The organism is Paenibacillus abyssi (assembly GCF_014640295.1).
GTDB lineage: Bacteria > Bacillota > Bacilli > Paenibacillales > Paenibacillaceae > Paenibacillus_D > Paenibacillus_D abyssi.
The window spans coordinates 105,313-127,335 of the sequence record NZ_BMGR01000016.1 but is presented as its reverse complement, the minus strand read 5'-3'; the positions used below and the strand labels follow the sequence as shown (position 1 = coordinate 127,335).

Here is a 22,023-nt window from a genome sequence, read left to right as displayed (position 1 = left end):
GCCGTGGCCGCCGCTGCGCCGGCAGCGCCGCGCGGGTCCGCCGCACAGCGGCCCGCGGCCGGCACGCCGGCGCAGCAGGCGGCGCCTCGCGCAGCGGCGCCGCAAGGGGCTGCCGCTGCCGGCGCGAAGCGGCAGCGGCTCTATGTCAAGATCACCGCAGGCCACGAGCAGGCCGAGCGGCTTGAGCGGCTGCAAGCGCTGCTGGAGGCGCATGCCGGACCGCTTGACACCGTTCTGTTCTACGAGCGCCAGCAGCGTACGCTAGCGCTTAGCGATAAATACCGGGTGAAGCCTTCCCGGGAGCTGCTTGGCAAGATTGAGAAGCTGCTCGGGCCGGGCAGCGCTGTAATTAAATAAGGACGGGCTGGCCCGCATCATTTTTTATGCACAATAGGCTGTGCTCCCGCATACATTTAGGAGACAATACAAGCTTCGCAGTCAGCGTAAAGCCGGATCCGTCGACAGCAGCTTCGTATATTTTTGTCGCATGCGGGAGGAATGGTTGTATGTCGAAAGGTTTAGAGTTGTTGCTCGAGCGGCGCGGCGTCAAAGTGGAGGATGTTGCAGAGATCGTCTATATGCTTCAGCATCCTTACAATGCGGCATTGAAGATGGAGGATTGCTTGGAGAGCGTGCGCGCGGTGCTGGTCAAACGTGAAGTGCAATATGTGTTCTACACGGGGATCGCGCTTGATGAGCTGGCCGAGAAAAAGCTGCTGCCGGAGCCGCTCCAGGCGATCATGGAAGCTGATGAATCGCTCTATGGCGTGGACGAGACGATGGCGCTCGGAATTACGAATGTGTATGGTATGATCGGGTTGACAAGCTTCGGTTATTTAGATAAAGTCAAGCCCGGGATTATTAAACATCTCAACATGAAAGGCCCGCGCATCCATGTGTTTTTGGATGATTTGATCGCAGGATTGGCGGCTGCTGCTTCAGCTCGGATCGCGCACCAGGATCCGAAGGCGCTGCTGTACGAAACCCCTGATCCATTCTAGCAGCTTATAAGATAAGCGGCCGTGATTTGTTGCGATGAAAAGAGAACTTATGATATCATTATGGCATTATGCGGCATGGTCCAGACGTTTTAGGGGGTACCTTTCATGTGGACGGTTATCTATATTGCGCCAACAGCCAGAATTGCGGAGACCATCAATAAACGCCTGACTGAAGAGGGTTTTCTAGTACAGGTCCGTCCGATTAACCTCTCCAAACAGCAGTATGAGATATTAGTACCTTCCGGCGAGCTCGAGGAAGTGCAGGAAGTGCTGAATTCCATTCTCCATTCATGAACAATTCCCCGGTTGTGACGACAGCCCGGCCTTGTACGGACAAGCGCGCTCTTGAAGGAGCGGCGGCCGGCCCGGCTTCGTCACAATACTTTTGCGCCCCCAAGAGGTGTCATACATGTTTAAGGATTTATTTCACAAGAAGAAATATGCGACAATCCCATCGGAGCGTCCCAAGCGGGACATTCCGGAGGGGCTGATGAATAAGTGTCCCAAGTGCGGAACGATTCATTTCAGCAAGGAGCTCGAGAAGAGCTTGAAGGTTTGCTCCTCCTGCGGGCATCATTTCCGGCTCAATGCCTGGGAACGTATCCAGATGATCCTCGATGACGGGGCCATTACGGAATACGATGCAGACATGGTGTCGGAAGATCCGCTGGAGTTTCCCGGCTACGCAACCAAACTCGAACAGCAGAAGAAAAATTCCGGGCTGCTCGATGGCGTCATTACCGGGGAAGGCAAGATCGGCGGTTTTCCGGTCGTTGTCGCAGTGATGAGCTTTGATTTTTTCTCCGGCAGTATGGGATCGGTCGTCGGTGAGAAAATAACGCGTGCCATTGAACACGCAATGGTCAAAGAGGTGCCCCTGCTTATTTTCTCCACCTCCGGTGGGGCACGCATGCAGGAGAGCATTCTCAGCTTGATGCAAATGGCCAAAACAAGTGCAGCCCTCGCGAGGTTCCAAAGCGGAGGCGGACTCTATATTTCCGTCTTGACCGATCCGACGATGGGCGGTGTTACGGCGAGCTTTGCAATGCTTGGCGATTACAATTTGGCCGAGCCCGGTGCTTTGGTCGGTTTTGCCGGCCGCATCGTTATTGAGCAGACGATCCGCCAGAAGCTCCCTGATAACTTCCAGACAGCTGAGTTTAACCTGCAGCACGGTCAATTAGACAAGGTTGTTCACCGCAAAGAGCTGAAATCGACATTGACCAAGCTGCTTGATATGCATACGGTAAGGGAGGAATTGTCTCATGGCGGCTGAACTTCCGTTTGAGAAGTCGATTACGGAGCTGCGCAAGAAGATTGACGAGCTGAAGCGGTTCGGCGAAGAGAAGGGAATTGATTTCTCCGATGAAATCTCCCGTCTTGAGCAGCGCTACAAGCAGCTGGAAGATGAATTGTACAGCGAGCTGACGCCTGCGCAGAAGATGCACCTGGCGCGTCATCAGCAGCGTCCGACATCACTGGATTTTATCCAGACGATTTTTACCGATTTTATCGAGCTGCACGGCGACCGTTTGTTCGCCGATGATTTGGCGATTGTCGGTGGATTGGCCAAGCTTGGCGGCGTCCCGGTAACGGTGGTCGGCCATCAGCGCGGCAAGGATACCAGAGACAATATCGCCCGTTTTTTTGGGAGTCCCCATCCCGAAGGCTTCCGTAAGGCGCTGCGGCTCATGCAGCAAGCCAACAAGTTTAAACGGCCGATTATTACCTTTATCGATACGAAAGGCGCCTATCCCGGCAATACGGCTGAGGAGCGCGGTCAGTCGGAAGCGATCGCGCGCAATCTGCGCGAGATGGCTACTTTTGGCGTGCCTGTCATCTGTGTCGTCATTGGAGAGGGCGGCAGCGGCGGCGCGCTTGCGCTTGGCGTGGGCAACCGGGTATTGATGCTGGAGAATGCCATTTACTCGGTTATATCGCCGAATGGTGCCGCATCGATTCTTTGGAAGGATGCCTCCAAAGCGGATCAGGCGGCCGAAGCGATGAAAATTACGGCAAAGGATCTGCTGGAGTTCGAAGTGATCGAGGAGATTATCCCTGAGCCGCAAGGCGGAGCGCACCGTGATTTACATCAGCAGTCCGACTCGATTCGCGAAGCTTTGACACGGCACCTGCAGGAGCTGTCCCGGTTTTCTGCCGAGGAATTAATTGAAGACCGTTATCAAAAATTCCGTAAAATAGGCACTTTTTCTACGATCCAACGTGCGGAGGAGCCGTCTGTTGAATCAGCGAATGTCTAAAATTTTATAAATATACTGTACATTCAACGTCGAATCGTGTAATTTTATCTCAGACAAAGTAGCTTTCTATAGTTAAAACGGAGGAAACCTAAACATGCGTAAAACAAAGATTGTTTGCACCATCGGCCCGTCGAGTGAATCGCTTGAAAACACAAAAAAATTGATTTTGGCAGGGATGAACGTTGGCCGTCTCAACTTCTCTCATGGCGATTTCGAGGAGCATGGCAACCGGATCAAAAATATCCGCAAAGCCAGCGAAGAACTTGGTAAGACAGTTGCGATTCTGCTGGACACGAAAGGTCCTGAGATTCGTCTGGGCAAATTGAAAGAGGAGCCAATCGAGCTGTATCAAGACGACAGGCTCATCTTGACGACAGAAGAGATCCTGGGAGACCGCAACCGCGTTCCGATTACGTACAGCAACCTGCCGAACGATGTTAACGTGGGGTCGACGATTCTAATCGACGATGGTCTGATCGGTTTGACGGTTGAAGAGGTACAAGGTACGGAGATTATTTGTAAAATTGTAAACGGCGGACAAATCAAAAGCAAAAAAGGCGTCAATGTGCCGGGCGTACATATCTCCTTGCCGGGCATTACCGAAAAGGACGCAAACGATATCATATTCGGAATCGAGCAGGGCGTTGATTTCATCGCCGCATCGTTCGTGCGTAAAGCGAGCGACGTGCTGGAAATCCGTGAATTGTTAGAGAAGCATAATGCAAGCCACATTCAAATCATTTCCAAAATCGAGAACCAGCAAGGTGTTGACAACCTTGACGAGATTCTGGAAGTATCCGACGGCTTGATGGTTGCCCGCGGTGACCTTGGCGTGGAAATTCCGGCGGAGGAAGTGCCGCTTGTACAGAAGCAAATGATCGAGAAGTGTAACCGTGCCGGCAAACCGGTCATTACCGCTACGCAAATGCTGGATTCGATGCAGCGCAACCCGCGCCCTACCCGCGCAGAAGCTAGTGACGTGGCAAACGCCATTTTTGACGGTACAGACGCGATCATGCTGTCCGGTGAGACGGCTGCAGGTAAATATCCTGTGGAATCCGTATTGACGATGGCGCGTATCGCCGAGCGTGCTGAATCGGCTCTTGAGTACCGCGAAATCTTCACGAAGCAAGCCAACGCACAGCAAACTTCCGTAACTGAAGCAATCAGCCAATCGGTGGCTAATACCGCGCTTGATCTGGATGTTAAAGCGATTATTACGTCGACTGAGAGTGGTTATACAGCTAGAATGGTATCCAAATACCGTCCAAAAGCGCCGATCATCGCCGTTACGCCGATCAAAGAAGTAATGCGCCGTCTGGCGTTGACATGGGGCGTTATCCCTGTCCATGGGACAGCAGCGGAAACAACCGACGAGATGTTCGACATCGCGGTTCAGGGTGGCATCGAGTCCGGTCTCGTTAAACTGGGTGATACGGTAATTATTACAGCTGGAGTGCCGGTAGGCCGTTCCGGAACAACAAACCTGATCAAGATTCACCATGTTGGCGACCTGCTGGCTAAAGGTCAAGGGATTGGCAGCCAAAGCGCAACCGGTAAAATCGTAGTGGCGCGTACAGCGGAAGAAGCGATCGCCAAAACGGTCGAAGGATCGATACTGGTAACGAGCGCTACGGACAAAGACTTTATGCCTGCGCTTGAAAAAGCAGCTGCCTTGATTACCGTTCAAGGCGGAATTACAAGCCATGCAGCGGTCGTTGGATTGAATCTGGGACTTCCTGTCGTACTGGGTGTAAACAATGCGTTTGATTTACTTCAGGATGGCATGGAAGTAACGGTATACGCCGAGGTTGGCGTGATCTACTCCGGACAAGCTAAAGTACTTTAATTTAAGAATAAATACGATGTATACACAGGAGCGATGGTGCCAATGCCGTCGCTCCTGCTGTATATCAACTGCTGCCTGCAGAAAGGAAGAAATGACAGATGGCCTCTCATTGGTATTTGCACCTGCTGCGCGTCCGGTATCAAGAAACCGATCAGATGGCGGTCGTTTTTCATGGCAATTATGTGAATTGGTTCGAGATCGGCCGTACAGAGTTGATCCGCCAGGCGGGCTTTCCGTATAAGGACATCGAACGATCAGGCCTGCTGCTTCCGGTCACAGAGCTGGATTGCCGATTCTTGCAACCGGCACGGTATGATGACCGTATTGTCATTTGTACCCGTATTGTTTCGTATTCCACCATTCGTCTGGCGTTTGAATCGGAAATCCGAAAAGTTGCTGAGCATGTACCGATCCCGGAACGTTGTGCGGATGGTGAACTCCCAGGTGAACTGCTCGTAAAGGGCGGTACGAGACATGTATGGATCGGCAAGGATTGGCGTCCTGCCCGGGTGGATAAAATAGCCCCAGAGCTTTATGCTCTGATACAAAAGACTATCGAAATTAATGGGATGAGAGGGGACTCGTCATCATGAAATGGCTCATCATCGCAATCATTGTTGTGCCGGCCTTGGAAATTTGGGGTATATTGCGTATGGGGGCGTGGATTGGCCCGTTTGCAACATTCGGACTGATCCTATTGACCGGATTCGTCGGCGCTTATCTTGCGAAACGCGAAGGCAGGAAGGTATGGCTGGAGGTCAACCGTCAAATGCAGATGGGACAGCCGCCCGGACGTACATTGCTTGATGGCCTGTGCGTGCTGCTGGGCGGAATCATGCTGCTGGCTCCTGGTTTTTTAAGCGATTTGTTCGGATTTATATTGTTGTTTCCACTCACCCGTCCGTTCTTCCGCAACATCATCCTTGGCTGGCTTGAACGTAAGATGAGGAATGGCGGAGGCGGCATCACCATCCGTCGTTGGTAAAGGACGGGCAGCACTAGCAGCACTAAAGAATAATGGGGCATAACAGGGAGGCAGAGAAAATGAACAAGGAATTGTCCCACTATGTCAACCGGGATTTAAGCTGGATCGAATTTAACCGAAGGGTGTTGGATGAAGCGCAGGACCCCGATACTCCTCTGCTGGAGCGAGCTAAATTTTTAGCTATTGTCTCAAGCAATCTGGATGAGTTTATGAGTGTTCGTGTCGCCGGTATACAGGATCAAATCAAGGCGGGTTACACGAAGACGGATTTTACAGGTTACTCGCCGGCTGGGTTGTGGAAACGTCTGATGAAGCGCACAACCCAGATGGTGACGGATCAATACCGCATGTATCGCGAGGTGCTGCGGGGCCTTGCTAAGGAAGGAATCTGCTTCAAATCGATGGAGGATCTAACGCCTACCCAGGAATCGGCGATGGAAATTTACTTTCGGGAAATCGTATTCCCTGTGTTGACGCCGATGGCTGTGGACCAAAGCCGTCCTTTTCCGCTCGTTCATACCAAAGAATTGTATTTATCCGTCCTGCTCCGCAAAGCAGACGATGATTCCGACGAGGCTCCGCTGTTCGCGATTGTACAGGTCCCGTCGATTTTGTCCCGTTTTGTGTTGGTTCCGGGAAGAACGAACAGCAAGAAGATTGAATTTGTATTATTGGAGGAATTAATCGAAAAGCATATCAACACGCTCTTCAACGGCTATACGCCGATCGCTGTTCATCCGTTTCGGCTGACTCGGAATGCCGATCTAACGTTGAATGAAGAAGGCGCGGAGGATTTGCTGGAGGAGATTGAAAAGGAACTGCGCCGCCGGCGTTGGGGGATGCCGGTGCGGCTGGAAATCGATAAAGGCATGCACCCCTATGCTCTGCAAATTTTACAGGAAGAGCTGGAGATCGGGGACAACATTATCGAGATTGACGGTCCGCTCGATCTTAGCTTTCTGATGAAATTCGGAGGTTCGATTCCAGGCAGGGACAGCCTGCGTTATGAGAAGATCGAACCGGTATATCCCCGTGAGCTTGATGAGGCTGACGATATGTTCGAGGTGCTCAGGCAGCGCGATGTGTTGATGTATCATCCCTATGAATCATTTGACGCTGTGAATGATTTTGTGCTGCAGGCTGCAGATGATCCGAACGTGCTGGCGATCAAAATGACATTGTATCGTGTAAGCGGGGATTCCGTGCTTGTTCAGGCGCTTGCCAAGGCGGCGGAGTCCGGCAAGCAGGTAACGGTAGTCGTGGAGCTTAAAGCGAGGTTTGATGAGGAACGCAACATCGCATGGGCAAGACAATTGGAAAAGGCGGGCTGTCATGTTGTTTACGGCTTAGTCGGGTTAAAAACGCATGCGAAGATTTTGCTGGTGGTCAGACGGGAAGAGGATGTGCTCAAAAGGTACGTCCATGTGGGCACTGGCAACTACAACGGCAGTACCGCGAAGCTCTACACGGACGTCGGCCTGTTCACGTCCCATCCGGTCATCGGCGTAGATGCCTCCGCCCTGTTCAATGAGGTGACTGGCTACTCCGCCCCTCATGATTGGAAAGCCTTTGCCGTTGCGCCCACCGATCTAAAGGACAAGCTGTTCCACCTTATTGACAGGGAGAAGGAACATGCGAAGGCCGGACGCCCGGCCAGTATCATTGCAAAGATGAACTCTCTCTCCCATCAAGACATGATCGATAAATTGTACGAGGCGTCGCAAGCCGGCGTTCGCATCGAGCTGATCATTCGCGGCGTATGCTGTCTGCGTCCTGGCGTACCTGGACGCAGTGAAAATATACGTGTCATCAGCATCGTTGACCGGTTTCTCGAACATTCGCGCATCATTTATTTCAATAATGGCGGCGAAGAAGAGGTATACCTTTCCAGTGCGGATTGGATGACCCGAAATTTGACGAGGCGGATCGAGCTGATGTGCCCGGTGTTTGACGCCTCGCTGCGAAAAATATTAATCAATATTCTGCAGCTGAACTTGAACGATAACGTGAAAGCGCGGGAGCTGCAGCCGAGCGGCATGTATGAACCTGTCCGCAACAAGCTTTCCCCGTTCCGCAGCCAGTTTGAGGCCACAGATATTCCGAAGTGGAAAGATTATATTGACTGAAGCACGGGAATGAAGCCCCATACTTTATTAAAGTCGTCCGCAAGCGCGTCCACTTCCTTGCGTTCGACCTCTAACTTGTCTGAAGCGAGCAGCGGTTGGATATAAAGCTTGTCTTCTACTGCCTCCAGGCGCATCCGCTGCAGGGATTGAGCCTCGCTGCGATCGAGCGCTATCGCCAATTGAAGCAGCGTCCCCAGACGCAGAATAAGCTCCAGATCGGATGATTCCAACAGCTGTTTGTAATCATTCAGATGCTGCCGGGCTTTATTCTTGCTTCTGAACGAAGCGATGGCTGCGACAATGAGAATCTCACGATGTGACAGCCCGTTAAGATGAGAATTGACGATCAGATAAAATGAATGCTTTGCGTATTGATAATAATCAATGCTGGCGCCGATCCGGAACAGCATGGAGGCCGCGTCCATCCAGCTGCGGGAGCGTTCCGGCAGCGGATATCGGAGGGACAGCGTATCAAACAGCATCATAGCTGTCACATTAACATGGCTGATATGCTGCTGAGGCGGCTCGGGATGCAGAGCGCACAGATTATTGACACTATAGGCCAGCACATCATCCAGCAGCGGCCGTTCCGTAAAGCGGGATGTATAGAACAATCCGTCACGCAGGCCTGCCCCGCATATGATATATTCCGATGCCTTGCAGCCCTGTAAGATTAGGCGCAATACAGCTAAACCCGGAACGATCAGGTCAACCCGGTCTTTGGACAAGCCGGGGAACTTTTTCCGTTTGTCTAAAGGCAAAGAGCGCAGCGCGCTGAATAAGGAGTCTGCGCTTTGCTTAGCGATCGGATAGTTATGGGTTTGCTGAAACGGATAGTGATGCTGGGCTTGATGTATTTTACCGAATGCCCTGGCAGTTCCGCCTACCGCTACGAGCGGTAAGCCCTCATTCTCCGCAATCCACGGCTCTTGGCCGAAAGCTTCCTTCACATAAAGTTCCAGAGCCTGCAGACTCGAATCGTTCATCATGCCTTTGTCCATGAAAGCTCTGGCCAGATTTACGCAGCCGAACGGAAAGGAAACGCTGCGCAAAAGCTTGCGGTTGCGAAATAATGAGATTTCAGTGCTGCCGCCGCCAATGTCAACAAGGAAGCCGTCTTCAATATCCATGCTGTTGATCATGCCCAGAAATCCAAATTCCGCCTCTTCCTTGCCGGAGAGCAGCTCGACACGCAGTCCGGCCTCCTTATCGAGCCGATTCAAAATATCGTCCCGGTTAGCGGCATTACGAATGGCGGCTGTGGCTACCGCGCGTATGGTATAAGTGTGCTGGTGAGAGCAAATGAGCCGAAAATGACGCAAAATATCGACCAGATTATCGATCGCATGCACAGACAAATTGCCCCCCGCGTCGATCTCTCCGCTCAATCGGGCCGGGCGTTTACTGCCTTCAATGACGCGGTGGGCACCATTAGTGGTCCGCTCGTAAATGACAAGGCGTATGGAGTTGGAGCCGATATCAATGATGCCGATGCGTTGTTCCCTCATAAAAGTACCTCCGTAGAAATTGGCGTCGTGTTCGATCGTGTAGTGTTATTTTACCACAACAGTCCGTAATATCGAGAAATGCGGGTTAAAAGGCACTATAAATCAAAAAATACTTGTTTTTCATACAGAAAAATCGATATATTTATAATCAATACACAATCTTGGTAATTAGTAGGGAAGGATGACGCAAATTGGAAGGGAAGGAGGTGCTTCTATTTTGTTAAACTTCTTAGGGTTCATGCTATTCTCGACAATAGAAGGTCTTTCAATTTTTGCGTTATCCTTGTATGTTTTCAGGTTTGATTTCAAAAGATATTTTTGGCATTCATTAATCATCATCGAGATCATAAACTTCCAAAATTATTTGACCAGAGCCGAAATAGAGTCTTTATCTTATATAGCGCCCGTCATAAATTTGCTGGTTTCGGTTCTGTTTTTTAGAACCATTGTACGAATACCAATTTTACTTTCTTTTATTATGACTATCGTTGGATATGCTGGATTTATCGTTATTCAATCATTACTGCTATCAGTGCTTTTCACGATAGAAGAGGCTCAAACAGATCTTTTAAAAGGATACATAATTCAATTGTTAACTGGTGTAATTGTTACATTGATTGGTTGGTTGCTGTATAGAAGAGGAAGCGGTTTTACATTCGATTTTGAAAGGCTTCGGTTTAAATGGGAACATGCTCTAGTAATAGTATCGATTAGTATCTTTATCATTTTGTTAGGACTAATGATGTACATTTTAAATGTTTTTGCCAACTTAGTTGGCTTTATGGTCGCCTTAACCGTATTTCTTTATTATTCAATTAGAAAAGAGGCTGATGAAAATTGATGATAGATGCCATTTCGAATAAGATTGCGGTTGGCATCAAGTCGAAAGTGCCAGAACATCCGGCCAGTGTCGCAGTCCTGCAATATTCAATATCGCTTTTTATTAATACCGCATCGATAATTGGGTTTTCGATAGTTGTATCTATTTTTACCGGCAGGATCTCAGAAGCTTTAGTGGCACTCATTTCTTTTGCTGCACTGAGGCAAGTCTCCGGTGGGATTCATCTTAAATCTGGTATGATGTGCATCTTTGTTTCCACAGCTGGTATTACATTGATTTCCTTCGCAGAATTTTCTTCTACCATAACAATGCTCCTTAATATTGCAGCCTTCTTCCTGGCTCTACTATTTGCACCTTCAAGGATCGAAAAGCAAACACGAATTAATAGCAAGTACTTCCCTCTGCTTAAAGTAATTTCTGCTCTCATGATTGTTATAAGCTTTTTCATTGGGTATTCAGTTCTGGCTGCGGCATTATTCACCCAAACATTGACGTTAATTAAAAGAGGGAGGTGATACGCATGAGAAAAAAATTCTATACACTGCTGGCCACCGCGCTTGCAGGAGCAGCAGTATTGGTTGTAAGCACAGCTAGCTGGGCATACATCAACCAGCCGGAAACACCTAAAGAGCTTCTGTAATCAAAATCTAAACAAAATCATTGTCCACACAAGACATTTTCCGGCAAGCATTTCGACAAGTTTTTCTCAGAGCTTCAATCGATTCAGATCGTATAAATATGATAGTAACCATAAACAGGCCGCATCTTTTGAAGGTGCGGTCTGTTTATGGTTAAAGTCAACAATGTTATACTGGAAAGGAGCATGACAAATAACCCTCCCTGCATCAGATCGCATCGTACGGTTAGTTATCAGGCTATTCGGAGCCTTATGAAACCACAATTGCATTTTACCAATGTTACATAATTCAATAAAATGGGGAAATCTTAACTTTGATGGCATAAAGAATTCAAGTGAAATAGGCATTTGAACCATGTTTTCACAAAAACGACAAAGAAAAATTATGATACTGATAAAGCATTTTTATGCCTGTTTATGTTCACATCCCTGTCAAAATACTTTATTATTAATAGGACGCAATGGAATCGAAATGACTAAACTTGGAATTTCATGCCAATTCGACGTTAAAGGAGAGAGAAATATGACAGCAACCAAAGGTCTGGAAGGGATTGTCGCCACAACTTCGTCGATCAGCTCGATTATTGACGGTGTACTGACGTATCGTGGGATCAACATTGACGAGCTTGCGGAACATGCAACTTTCGAAGAGGTCGCGTATTTGCTCTGGTACGGCAAGCTGCCGACACAATCCGAGTTGGAAGGACTTCGCAGCGAATTGGACGCCTATGCAGCAATTCCCGGGCAGGTAATCGAGCAAATCAGACTATATCCTAAAGACACCAATTCCATGGCTGCGCTGCGTACCGCCGTATCCAGCTTAGCGCTTTATGATGACGCGGCAAATGACATGTCAGTTGAAGCGAACCTGAAAAAAGCGATTAAGCTGCAGGCACAGCTCTCGACAATCATCGCAGCATTTGCACGTATTCGTGAGGGGCAAGAGCCAATCGCGCCAAAAGCAGGCGTATCGATTGCGCATAATTTCCTTTACATGCTGACTGGGGAAGAGCCGGATGAGATCGCGGTGAAAGCGCTTGACCAGGCACTCGTTCTGCATGCCGACCATGAGCTCAACGCATCCACCTTTGCTGCTCGTGTAACCGTGGCTACACTTTCCGATATTTATTCCGGAGTCACTTCGGCAATCGGCGCACTCAAAGGACCTTTGCACGGCGGCGCTAATGAAGCTGTTATGGTTATGCTGGAAGAAATCGGTTCGTTTGAAAACGTCGAGTCTTACATCAATGATAAATTAAACAATAAAGAAAAAATTATGGGCTTCGGGCATCGCGTATATAAAAACGGCGACCCGCGTGCAAAACATTTGCAAAAGATGTCCCGTGAACTGGGCAAATTGACCGGTAACATGGAACTGTACGAAATGTCCGTAAAAATCGAAGAGCTCGTTACCGGCCAAAAAGGCTTGAAGCCGAATGTGGATTTCTATTCCGCGTCCGTTTATACAACCTTGAAGATTCCGCGTGATTTGTTTACACCGATCTTCGCGATCAGCCGTCTGTCCGGATGGACCGCGCATATCCTGGAGCAGTATGAGAATAATCGTCTCATTCGTCCGCGCGCTGAATACACCGGACCAGCCAGCCAAAGCTATGTTCCGATTAATGAGCGCTAATTTTTACCAAAACACAACTCGGCGGAACGGTCTTCCAAGCACCATTAATGCCGAACTATGACGGGTTGCCGGGCAGCGTGATCACGACCGTTCCCTTGGCTCCCGTCAAACTATGTAATTAGGTTATATTATTGAATACGAGGAGGATTATCATCTATGTCAACATTTGAAAAGTTCGCAATGCCAACCGAAGGTGAAAAAATCACGATTGAGAACGGTCAGCTGCAGGTTCCAAGCAACCCGGTTATTCCGTTTATCGAGGGAGACGGTACAGGCCGCGATATCTGGCGCGCTTCCAAACGCGTATTGGACGCAGCGGTGGAGAAAGCTTATAAAGGCGAGAAGAAAATTGCGTGGTATGAAGTATTTGCCGGCGAAAAAGCATTCAACGAATATGGAGAGTGGCTGCCTGCTGATACATTGACAGCAATTCGCGAGTACATCGTAGCTATCAAAGGACCTTTGACTACGCCAATCGGCGGCGGGATCCGTTCCTTGAACGTGGCCCTTCGTCAAGAGCTTGACCTGTATGTTTGCCTGCGTCCGGTTCGTTACTTTGACGGCGTGCCTTCCCCGGTAAAACGCCCTGAACTGGTCGATATGGTTATTTTCCGTGAGAATACGGAGGATATCTATGCAGGTATCGAGTATCAAGAAGGTTCTGCAGAAGTGAAGAAAGTGCTCGAATTCCTGCAAAAGGAAATGGGCGTAAACAAAATCCGCTTCCCTGAAACATCCGGTATCGGCATTAAGCCAGTATCCGCTGAAGGATCCAAGCGTTTGGCCCGCGCGGCAATCGAGTATGCGATCCAGCACGGCCGCAAGTCGGTTACTTTGGTACACAAAGGCAACATCATGAAGTTCACAGAAGGTGCATTCAAAAACTGGGGTTACGAAGTGGCTGAGCAGGAATATGCCGACAAAACCTTTACATGGGGCCAATACGACCGCATTAAAGACGCAGAAGGCGTAGATGCGGCTAACCAGGCGCAGAAGGATGCAGAAGCAGCAGGCAAGATTATCGTTAAAGATGCGATCGCTGATATCGCGCTGCAGCAAGTATTGACCCGTCCAACTGATTTTGACGTTATCGCAACATTGAACCTGAACGGTGACTACTTGTCCGACGCACTGGCTGCTCAAGTCGGCGGTATCGGTATTGCTCCAGGCGCGAACATCAACTACCTGACTGGACATGCGATCTTTGAAGCAACACATGGCACAGCGCCTAAATATGCCGACAAAGACGTTGTTAACCCAGGTTCGGTTATCCTCTCCGGCGTTATGATGCTTGAGCATCTTGGCTGGTTGGAGGCTGCTGAGCTGATCTATAAAGGAATGGAAACTTCCATTAACAATAAAACCGTTACTTACGACTTTGCCCGCCTGATGGAAGGCGCGACCGAAGTAAAATGCTCGGCATTCGCTGACGAAATCATCAAAAACATGTAGTTTATGAAAGTTTACTCTGATTGAATTTGGAACTGCGAGTCGGAAAGCTGCTTCCACCTGCTCTTGAACTCGTATCCTTTGATTGAAATTACGGTTGCGATACGAGTTCAAAGGCAGGACGTAAACTTTTCAGCAGCTTTTCCGCTCTCCGTTCCGTTTATCAGAGTTACCTGTTTTTCAACACATATCAGTTGGGAGGCAAGGAATCAAAATGGCTATCAAACGGCATAAAATTACTGTAGTAGGCGCTGGATTTACAGGGGCGACAACAGCGCTGATGCTTGCGCAAAAAGAACTTGGCGACGTTGTACTCGTCGATATCCCGCAGCTCGAGAATCCTACAAAAGGTAAAGCGCTGGACATGATGGAATCCACTCCGGTACAAGGTATTGATTCCAGAATTACCGGCACTTCCGATTACGCTGATACGAAAGATTCCGACGTTGTCATCATTACGGCCGGTATTGCACGCAAACCGGGCATGAGCCGCGATGATCTCGTGAACACCAATGCGGGCATCGTGAAATCCGTATGTGAAAACATTAAAGCGACAAGCCCTAACTCGTATGTTATCATCTTGAGCAATCCGGTAGATGCAATGACTTACGTTGCCAATGAGACCCTTGGCTTTCCGAAAAACCGCGTTATCGGGCAATCCGGCGTATTGGATACGGCCCGTTACTGCACATTCATCGCGCAAGAGTTGAATGTTTCCGTTGAAGACGTTCGCGGCTTCGTACTTGGCGGACATGGCGATGACATGGTACCGCTTGTGCGTTACTCCAACGTTGGCGGCATTCCGATCGAGAAGCTCATTCCGGCTGACCGGATCGAAGCGATTGTACAGCGCACACGCGTTGGCGGCGGCGAGATCGTTAATTTGCTCGGCAACGGCAGTGCATACTACGCACCGGCTGCATCGCTTGTGCAGATGACAGAAGCGATCTTGAAAGACAAAAAACGGATTATTCCTGTTATCGCCTTGCTGCAAGGTGAATATGGTTACGATAACCTGTTTATGGGCGTTCCGGTTATTCTGGGCGGCGACGGCATCGAGAAGGTTTTCGAGCTGGAGCTGACGGAAGATGAGAAAGCCGCACTGGAAAAATCCGCTCAATCGGTTCGCAATGTCATTAAAGTTATTACTGGCTAATACAGTTTACTGAAAAAAAGCTTAGAGCGAGACCCTGACATACGCTGCCAGGGTCTTCGTTTTTTGTGAATGGAGAAAGGGGAACCTATGCTTGAACAGGCAAAACAACTGCTAAAACGCGTTTACGGTTACGACGCCTTCCGAAAAGGCCAAGAGGAGATCATATTGGGATTATTGGAAAGCAGAGATACGTTGGCCATTCTGCCGACAGGCGGAGGAAAATCGATATGTTACCAGATTCCCGCGATGCTGCTGGAAGGTACGACATTAGTCGTTTCTCCGCTTATTTCCTTGATGAAGGACCAGGTTGACGCTTTGGACAGGTTAGGCATTCCGGCGGCTTTTTTGAACAGCTCCCTAGGGGCCGCCCAGTACCGTGAGGTGATGCGAAAAGCGGCGGCAGGAGATTACAAGCTTCTTTACATTGCACCGGAGCGGCTGGATGCACCGATGTTTACCTTGCTGATGGATCAAATGCGAATCCCGCTCATTGCGATCGATGAAGCACACTGTGTATCCCAATGGGGACATGATTTTCGCCCCAGCTACAGGCAGCTTGCAGGCTGGATCGGCAGGCTGCAAGACCGGCCGATGGTCGCGGGTTTTACTGCGACGGCGACGCCGGAAGTGGCCCGTGATATATCCGGCATGCTGGCACTCCGTTCGCCGAATGTTTTCGTTACCGGCTTTGCCCGTTCCAATCTTGCATTATCTGTGGTCACCGGTGTGGATAAGAAACGGTTCCTGCGGGATTTTCTGGCTGAGAGGCCTGACCAATCCGGCATTGTCTATGCTGCGACACGCAAGGAGGTGGATCAGGTATGCGCGGAACTGCAGCGTCAGGGTGTGGCGGCCGTTAAGTATCACGGCGGTCTGAGCGATGATGAACGGATCGAGGCGCAGGAGCGCTTCCGCTTTGATGAGGTGCGCGTGATTGTCGCGACGAATGCGTTTGGCATGGGAATTGATAAACCGAACGTCCGGTTCGTCATCCATTGGCAAATGCCAGGCGACATTGAATCGTACTATCAGGAAGCCGGACGGGCAGGGCGAGATGGCGAAGAGAGTGAATGTGTGCTGTTGTTCGGCCCGCAGGATATTCAGGTACAGCGTTTTCTGATCGAGCAGGGCACAATGGACCCGGACCGCAAGGCGATCCAGCTTAGCAAGCTTTATACGATGATGAATTACGGCCGGACGGAGCGATGCCTGCAGCAATTTATCGTCGAGTATTTCGGGGAAGCGGATGTGGCTCCTTGCGGGAAGTGCAGCAGCTGCTTGGATGATACCAAGGCAGTGGATGTTACCTCTGAAACCCAGAAGGCGCTGTCCTGCGTGGGAAGAATGAAAGGGCGATTCGGCATTACTCTCGTTGCGAAAGTGCTGAAGGGATCAAGAGAAAAACGGATCATTGAATCCGGGCTTGACCGATTGACGACGCATGGTTTATACCGGGACTGGAATGAGAAAGACATTGTGGAGTGGCTGTATTGGCTCGTGGCTGAAGGCTATTTGCGTGTCAGCGATGGCGCGTATCCTACGGTCTCTTTAACCGAGCTTGCCTTACCCGTATTAGAGGGGAAGGAGGCCGTATTCCAGAAGCGCAAGCCGCTGAAGAAACGCTTCCATGCGGCGGCAGACCAGCATCATTCTCCTCTGTTTGAAGCATTGCGGTTATGGCGCAAAGAAGCGGCTGCCCGGGAAGGGGTACCTCCATTTATCCTTTTCTTTGATGCAACCCTTAGAGAAATGGCGGATAAACAACCGAAGAACGAGCAGGAGCTGCTCTCGATCAAAGGGGTTGGTGCGGCAAAAGCAAAAAAATATGGCACACAGCTGCTTGAGGTCATCCAATCCGCAAATAACACTGCGTCATCGACCAACAGATCGGCTCCGGTCAAAGGTCAGGATGCGATGGCTGACTATGGTGACAGGCCGAGTCATCTTGTGTCATTTGATATGTTCGACTCCGGTTATTCCGTGGAAGAGATCGCGGCCGAACGCGCGATGGGAAAGGTTACGATCGAAGGCCATATTATCCGCAGTGCGGAGGAAGGTTATATCCCGGATTGGTCGCGTATCATCCCAGCCGGTCAGGAGGAACAGATTGTCGAGGCCGTAAGGGAGCTCGGCGCTGAGAAGCTTCGGCCGATCAAGGATGCGCTGCCCGATGAGGTCACTTATTTTGCCATCCATGGCGTCATATGCAAGCACCGCTTGAAGGGGTAAGCGGACAATCTTTTTGTGTTTAGTTCATGGTTTTAGTATACTAAAGGATAAATAATTAATGGAGGTTTGATCATGGTCGATTTTTTGTTGTTTCTTCATGTGATTGGTGCTATCGGAATGGGGTTTTATCTCGTGCTGCCTTTCCTGCTGGGCCGTGCCTCAAGATTGGCCGGATCAGGGCAGGAAGGCCTTGCTGAAGGCTTGATTAATGGTAACCGGATCGCGCAATATTTTCTTATCTTGCAGTTTCTGACCGGGGGTTATCTCATTTCCCAGAACGATTATACGGTCGTGTGGATTGTACTCGTTATTCTTCTGTTTCTTGCTATTGCGGCGCTTGCCGGCATCATGACTAAGCCTCTGAAACGGATCGTCGCATCCATTCAAGCGGGTCAAAGCGCGACCAGCCATATCAAGAAAGCACAGACGATGAGCTTTATTATTTTGCTGCTCTTTCTAATTACGATCTATTTGATGAAATATCCGTTCTATCAAGAGCTTCCGTAACTCGATAACGTTAAATCAGCTAGTCACGTTAACTTTCAGGGGGGAAAGATAATGGGTCTGCAATCACCGGATTTAATTACATTTGGAGAGACAATGGCATTGTTTATGCCTAGTGAAGACCGCAGCCTTGAGCGAGCGGGGAATGTAAGCCAGGGCTTCGGCGGAGCGGAGAGCAATGTAGCCATTGGTGCTGCCAGATTAGGCTGTTCGGTCGGATGGTTCGGGGCCCTTGGAGATGATCCCTTCGGCACAATGATCTACAAGACATTGCGTGGCGAAGGGGTGGATGTCTCCCGTTCCCGGTTAATCCGGGGCGAATCAACCGGATTGATGTTCCGCGAACGCGTTGCCGGTAAAGTTGCCGTGCATTATTACCGTAAGCATTCTGCGGCAAGCCGGATGAAGCCGGAGGATTTGGATGAAGCATACATAAGAGGAAGTAAGATTCTTCACGTAACCGGGATTACGCCAGCGCTTAGCGGCAGCTGTCTGAATACCGTGCGGCGTGCGATAGCCATCGCTAAGGATGCGGGGGTGAAGATTTGTTTTGATCCGAATCTGCGCCTTAAGCTGTGGTCAATTGAAGATGCCAGAGAGGTGCTGCTTCCACTTGCCTTAGAAGCGGATTATTTTCTGCCGGGCTGGGATGAGCTGCAGCTGCTGTATGAAACCGATGATTTTGAAGCAATCGTGCATGAACTTTCGCAGCTAAAAGCGGTTTCGGTTATTAAAGGCTACGGTGAGCAGACGATCATTCTCGAGCAAGGCAAACGGACCATGGTGCCATTCTACCCGGCTGATGAGGTTGTGGATACAGTGGGTGCCGGTGACGGATTCTGCTCAGGATTCCTTTCGGGCATCTTGAAAGGAATGGAGACGGCGGAGGCCGTGCGATTAGCCAGCATTAACGGCTCTTTGGTCGTTCAGATGCGCGGCGATTGGGAGGCTCTGCCTGTATGGCAAGCCGTGGAACAGCGATTGAATAATACAGCGTGGGTGGAACGGTAGGATGAGTGATATTAACCTCTCAAAAGGACAACGGCGCCGGGAACAATTAATGATGCTTCTTAAGCAGCAGGGACGTATTACGATTCAAGAGATTGTGGATCGTTTTGGTTGCTCTGAAGCGACTGCCCGCCGCGATTTGGAAGCCATGGAACGGACGGAGCCGATCATCCGTACCATCGGAGGCGCGATGTACGGCGGAGGCATGAGCGCTGTTCGCGATGTTACTTTTGCTGAAAAAACAGGGATTTCATATTTGGAAAAAGAACGGATCGCATTGAAGGCTGCTTCTTTGATCGAAGAAGGAGATGTGATCGGCCTCTCCGGAGGGACGACTAATTATTTATTGGCTAAGTTGATCCGGGACCGAAAAGGGATCACAGTCGTTACGAATGCGGTAAATATTGCGATGGAGCTGGCCGGGAGCGACATTCAGGTTCTCGTTACCGGAGGCATCATGCGGCACAACAGCTTCGAGTTATGCGGACCACTGGCGGAAGGTATGGTCGGAAATCTGCATATCGGAAAAATGTTCATTGGCGTGGATGGGGTATCGGCTGATAGCGGGATCACAACGTATTCCGAGCAGGAAGCGCAGATTGCCAAAGCATTGATATCACGATCCCGCGCTTCCTATGCTGTATTTGATCACACCAAGGTTGGAAAGACATCTTTATTCTCCATTGCAGCCCTCGAGCAGCTGCAGGCGTTCATAACGGACGAGCCGCTGCCGGACGAATTAAAGCTTGCGGCGGAGGTTTATCACATCGAAGTGCATATCGCGAAAAATTAAACGGGGCGATCCATTAGGAAGCCCCGTTTTTGCTTATCTAATTCATGATTTGACGGCCCTTTACCCAGGTTTGCTGAATATTCAGGTCCTCGTCGGTCCATACCAGATCGGCTTGCTTGCCGGCTTGAATGCTGCCGGTCCGATCCCATATGCCTAATCTTTTGGCAGGATTGCTACTAGCCAGACGACTGATTTGAGAGATGGATAAGTCCGTGTTGTCCCGCATATACCGGACAGCGCCAATCATCGTCAGTGTGCTCCCGGCAAGGTTGCCGCCCTCCTGCAGCCTTGCTATGCCTTTACTCACCGTAACCTCAAGACCGCCTAATTGGTAATCGCCATCTCCGAGTCCGGCTGCCGACATCGCATCGGTAATAAGAACCAACTGATGCTCAGGCTTGGCACGTGCGAGCAGTTGGATTGCAGCAGGATGAACATGATGACCGTCCGCGATTAATTCGGCGCATATGGAATCGATTGTCAGAACAGCCCCTACGGTTCCAGGATGCCGATGATGCAGCGGAGTCATGGCATTGTATGTATGCACCGCCTGTGTCAATCCATGGGCGGCTGCCTGTTTGACCGTATCATAATCTGCATCGGTATGACCTGCCGCCGCAATAATCCCGTTTTCCTTGAGCCAAGCGATCATCTCTAATGCCCCTTCAGATTCCGGCGCCAACGTAAGCTGCCGAATCAAAGCAGGCCAGCGCCGGTTCCAGCTTTGTATCCAGTCTTTCTGTGGCGTAACGATGTATGCAGGATTTTGCGCACCCGGCCACTTGGGGCTAATAAACGGCCCTTCCAGATGTACGCCAAGCAGCGCGGCATAAGGCATCTGCTTGCTTTGATACTCCGCTACGCATGCCAGAACAGCTTCGATATCTTCCTGTGGAGCGGTCATTGTTGTCGCAAGCATTCCCGTTGTTCCATGCTGGGCATGGAAACGGGTAATGGTATCATATGCGTTATGCTCCGCATCCATAAAATCACTGCCGAAACCGCCATGTGCATGCATGTCGATAAAGCCGGGCAGAAGATACCCTCCTTGGCCGTCATAGGTTGGAATATCCTCGGCGTTTGCCTCGTTCGTAACAGGATGACCTGCTTCTAAAGCTGTAATAAGACCATTTTCAACCGTAACCGTGCCCTCGATTACTCTATCTTCAGAGACAATATTAACGTTATTGATGCGCCATGAAGAGGGTTGGATCATTCGCTATCAATTCCTTTCCCGCGTCCTGATCGAGCAGGACGATAACATTTGCGTGGGTTTGCAGCAAGGAGGCAGGGCACTCTGTCGTGATTGGACCCGTTAACGCCTCCCGCACAATTGCCGCTTTGTCTGCGCCGCGTACGGCGAGCAGAATAGTCTTTGCTTTGAGGATCGAGCCCACGCCCATTGTGATTGCTTGCTTGGGCACCTCTTCCAAATGATTGAAAAATCTCGCATTCGCAAGCCGGGTTGATTCTTTCAACGGAGCGACATGCGTCCCGCTTGTCAGAACATCACTTGGCTCATTGAATCCGATATGGCCGTTGTGGCCGAGGCCGAGCAATTGAAGATCGACCGGCTGCTTGGCCAGCATGTCATCGTAACGACGGCATTCGGATTGCAGATCAGAGGCCATTCCGTTTGGCAAAAACGTTTGTGCCGCAGGTATATCAATATGTTGGAAGAGGTTATCCTGCATATAGTAGGCATAGGTTTGCTCATGTCCGGATGGCAAGCCGACATATTCATCCAAATTATACGTCGTCACGCTGCGAAATGAAACCTCACCGCTCCGATATTTCTCCACCATTGATTTATAAATGCCGATCGGCGTGGAGCCAGTAGCCAGACCTAAGACCGGACGGTCTTTTTGTTTCACGGTTTCCACGATCAAATCCGCTGCATAATGATCCAAATCTGTCTGCTTCTCGAAGATTTTGATATTCATATCTGCTTCCTCCCTCTAATTACCTGCTTTCATTATATTCACTATTTGAAGATTAGACAACATAAAATGATTGAAAAATTCATTATTATGAAAAAAT

The 22,023-nt window shown here is 49.9% G+C and carries 22 protein-coding genes; 19 read left to right on the top strand and 3 right to left on the bottom strand.

Features of this window, described 5'->3' with window-relative positions:
- The 9 genes from IEW11_RS21035 to ppk1 all read left to right on the top strand — a co-directional run.
- Positions 1–357: hypothetical protein (locus tag IEW11_RS21035; protein WP_188533045.1), on the top strand; the 357-nt coding region annotated here is incomplete at its 5' end.
- 149 nt (positions 358–506) lie between these two features.
- Positions 507–1,001, top strand: coding sequence for a phosphatidylglycerophosphatase A family protein (locus tag IEW11_RS21030; RefSeq protein ID WP_188533044.1), 495 nt, complete (start codon positions 507–509; stop codon positions 999–1,001).
- 105 nt (positions 1,002–1,106) lie between these two features.
- The gene (locus tag IEW11_RS21025; protein ID WP_188533043.1) at positions 1,107–1,295 is read left to right on the top strand and encodes a glutamate decarboxylase; all 189 of its coding nucleotides are present in this window, start codon (positions 1,107–1,109) and stop codon (positions 1,293–1,295) included.
- Between the two features lie 115 nt (positions 1,296–1,410).
- A complete protein-coding gene (gene accD / locus IEW11_RS21020; RefSeq protein ID WP_188533042.1) occupies positions 1,411–2,277 on the top strand; it encodes an acetyl-CoA carboxylase, carboxyltransferase subunit beta in 867 nt (288 codons plus the stop codon).
- A complete protein-coding gene (locus IEW11_RS21015) occupies positions 2,267–3,262 on the top strand; it encodes an acetyl-CoA carboxylase carboxyltransferase subunit alpha (RefSeq protein WP_188533041.1) in 996 nt (331 codons plus the stop codon). The genes accD and IEW11_RS21015 overlap by 11 nt, the downstream gene beginning before the upstream one ends.
- 94 nt (positions 3,263–3,356) lie before the next feature.
- Positions 3,357–5,111: a pyruvate kinase gene (gene pyk, locus IEW11_RS21010; RefSeq protein ID WP_188533040.1), complete on the top strand. Its 1,755-nt coding sequence runs from the start codon at positions 3,357–3,359 to the stop codon at positions 5,109–5,111.
- 98 nt (positions 5,112–5,209) lie between these two features.
- Positions 5,210–5,704 (top strand): acyl-CoA thioesterase, encoded by a 495-nt coding sequence (locus IEW11_RS21005; protein ID WP_188533039.1) that lies wholly within the window; start codon positions 5,210–5,212, stop codon positions 5,702–5,704.
- Positions 5,701–6,096: an FxsA family protein gene (locus IEW11_RS21000; RefSeq protein WP_229725533.1), complete on the top strand. Its 396-nt coding sequence runs from the start codon at positions 5,701–5,703 to the stop codon at positions 6,094–6,096. The genes IEW11_RS21005 and IEW11_RS21000 overlap by 4 nt, the downstream gene beginning before the upstream one ends.
- Positions 6,097–6,128: 32 nt before the next feature.
- The gene (gene ppk1 / locus IEW11_RS20995; protein WP_268237429.1) at positions 6,129–8,222 is read left to right on the top strand and encodes a polyphosphate kinase 1; all 2,094 of its coding nucleotides are present in this window, start codon (positions 6,129–6,131) and stop codon (positions 8,220–8,222) included.
- Here the strand turns inward: ppk1 and IEW11_RS20990 are convergent.
- Positions 8,210–9,730, bottom strand: a complete 1,521-nt coding sequence (locus IEW11_RS20990; protein WP_188533037.1) for a Ppx/GppA phosphatase family protein — start codon at positions 9,728–9,730, stop codon at positions 8,210–8,212. The two genes, ppk1 and IEW11_RS20990, sit on opposite strands and share 13 nt — an antisense overlap.
- A 181-nt stretch (positions 9,731–9,911) precedes the next feature.
- On the opposite strand from IEW11_RS20990, the gene IEW11_RS20985 reads away from it, so the two are divergent.
- From IEW11_RS20985 to IEW11_RS20940, 10 genes are all read left to right on the top strand, one after another.
- A complete protein-coding gene (locus IEW11_RS20985; RefSeq protein ID WP_188533036.1) occupies positions 9,912–10,571 on the top strand; it encodes a hypothetical protein in 660 nt (219 codons plus the stop codon).
- Complete coding sequence (locus tag IEW11_RS20980; protein WP_188533035.1) at positions 10,571–11,086, top strand: accessory gene regulator B family protein; 516 nt, start codon at positions 10,571–10,573, stop codon at positions 11,084–11,086. Before IEW11_RS20985 ends, IEW11_RS20980 begins: the two co-directional genes overlap by 1 nt.
- A 5-nt stretch (positions 11,087–11,091) precedes the next feature.
- The gene (locus tag IEW11_RS20975) at positions 11,092–11,211 is read left to right on the top strand and encodes an AgrD family cyclic lactone autoinducer peptide (RefSeq protein WP_188533034.1); all 120 of its coding nucleotides are present in this window, start codon (positions 11,092–11,094) and stop codon (positions 11,209–11,211) included.
- A 520-nt stretch (positions 11,212–11,731) separates the two neighbouring features.
- Positions 11,732–12,844 carry a citrate synthase gene (gene citZ, locus IEW11_RS20970; RefSeq protein ID WP_188533033.1) on the top strand — a complete coding sequence of 371 codons (1,113 nt, stop codon included), beginning with the start codon at positions 11,732–11,734 and terminating at the stop codon, positions 12,842–12,844.
- 156 nt (positions 12,845–13,000) lie between these two features.
- A complete protein-coding gene (gene icd, locus IEW11_RS20965) occupies positions 13,001–14,296 on the top strand; it encodes an NADP-dependent isocitrate dehydrogenase (protein WP_188533032.1) in 1,296 nt (431 codons plus the stop codon).
- A gap of 211 nt (positions 14,297–14,507) precedes the next feature.
- Positions 14,508–15,449 (top strand): malate dehydrogenase, encoded by a 942-nt coding sequence (gene mdh, locus IEW11_RS20960; protein ID WP_188533031.1) that lies wholly within the window; start codon positions 14,508–14,510, stop codon positions 15,447–15,449.
- A gap of 87 nt (positions 15,450–15,536) precedes the next feature.
- Entirely contained in the window at positions 15,537–17,678 is a 2,142-nt protein-coding gene (gene recQ / locus IEW11_RS20955; protein ID WP_188533030.1) for a DNA helicase RecQ, read from the top strand.
- Positions 17,679–17,750: 72 nt separating this feature from the next.
- The gene (locus IEW11_RS20950; protein WP_188533029.1) at positions 17,751–18,185 is read left to right on the top strand and encodes a hypothetical protein; all 435 of its coding nucleotides are present in this window, start codon (positions 17,751–17,753) and stop codon (positions 18,183–18,185) included.
- Between the two features lie 51 nt (positions 18,186–18,236).
- Complete coding sequence (locus tag IEW11_RS20945; protein ID WP_188533028.1) at positions 18,237–19,193, top strand: sugar kinase; 957 nt, start codon at positions 18,237–18,239, stop codon at positions 19,191–19,193.
- A 1-nt stretch (position 19,194) separates the two neighbouring features.
- Positions 19,195–19,983 carry a DeoR/GlpR family DNA-binding transcription regulator gene (locus IEW11_RS20940; RefSeq protein ID WP_188533027.1) on the top strand — a complete coding sequence of 263 codons (789 nt, stop codon included), beginning with the start codon at positions 19,195–19,197 and terminating at the stop codon, positions 19,981–19,983.
- Between the two features lie 37 nt (positions 19,984–20,020).
- Here IEW11_RS20940 and nagA read toward each other — a convergent pair whose 3' ends face one another.
- On the bottom strand, positions 20,021–21,199 hold the full coding sequence (gene nagA / locus IEW11_RS20935) for an N-acetylglucosamine-6-phosphate deacetylase (RefSeq protein ID WP_188533026.1): 1,179 nt from the start codon (positions 21,197–21,199) through the stop codon (positions 20,021–20,023).
- Positions 21,168–21,926, bottom strand: a complete 759-nt coding sequence (gene nagB / locus IEW11_RS20930) for a glucosamine-6-phosphate deaminase (protein WP_188533025.1) — start codon at positions 21,924–21,926, stop codon at positions 21,168–21,170. The genes nagA and nagB overlap by 32 nt, the downstream gene beginning before the upstream one ends.
- Between the last annotated feature and the right edge of the window lie 97 nt (positions 21,927–22,023).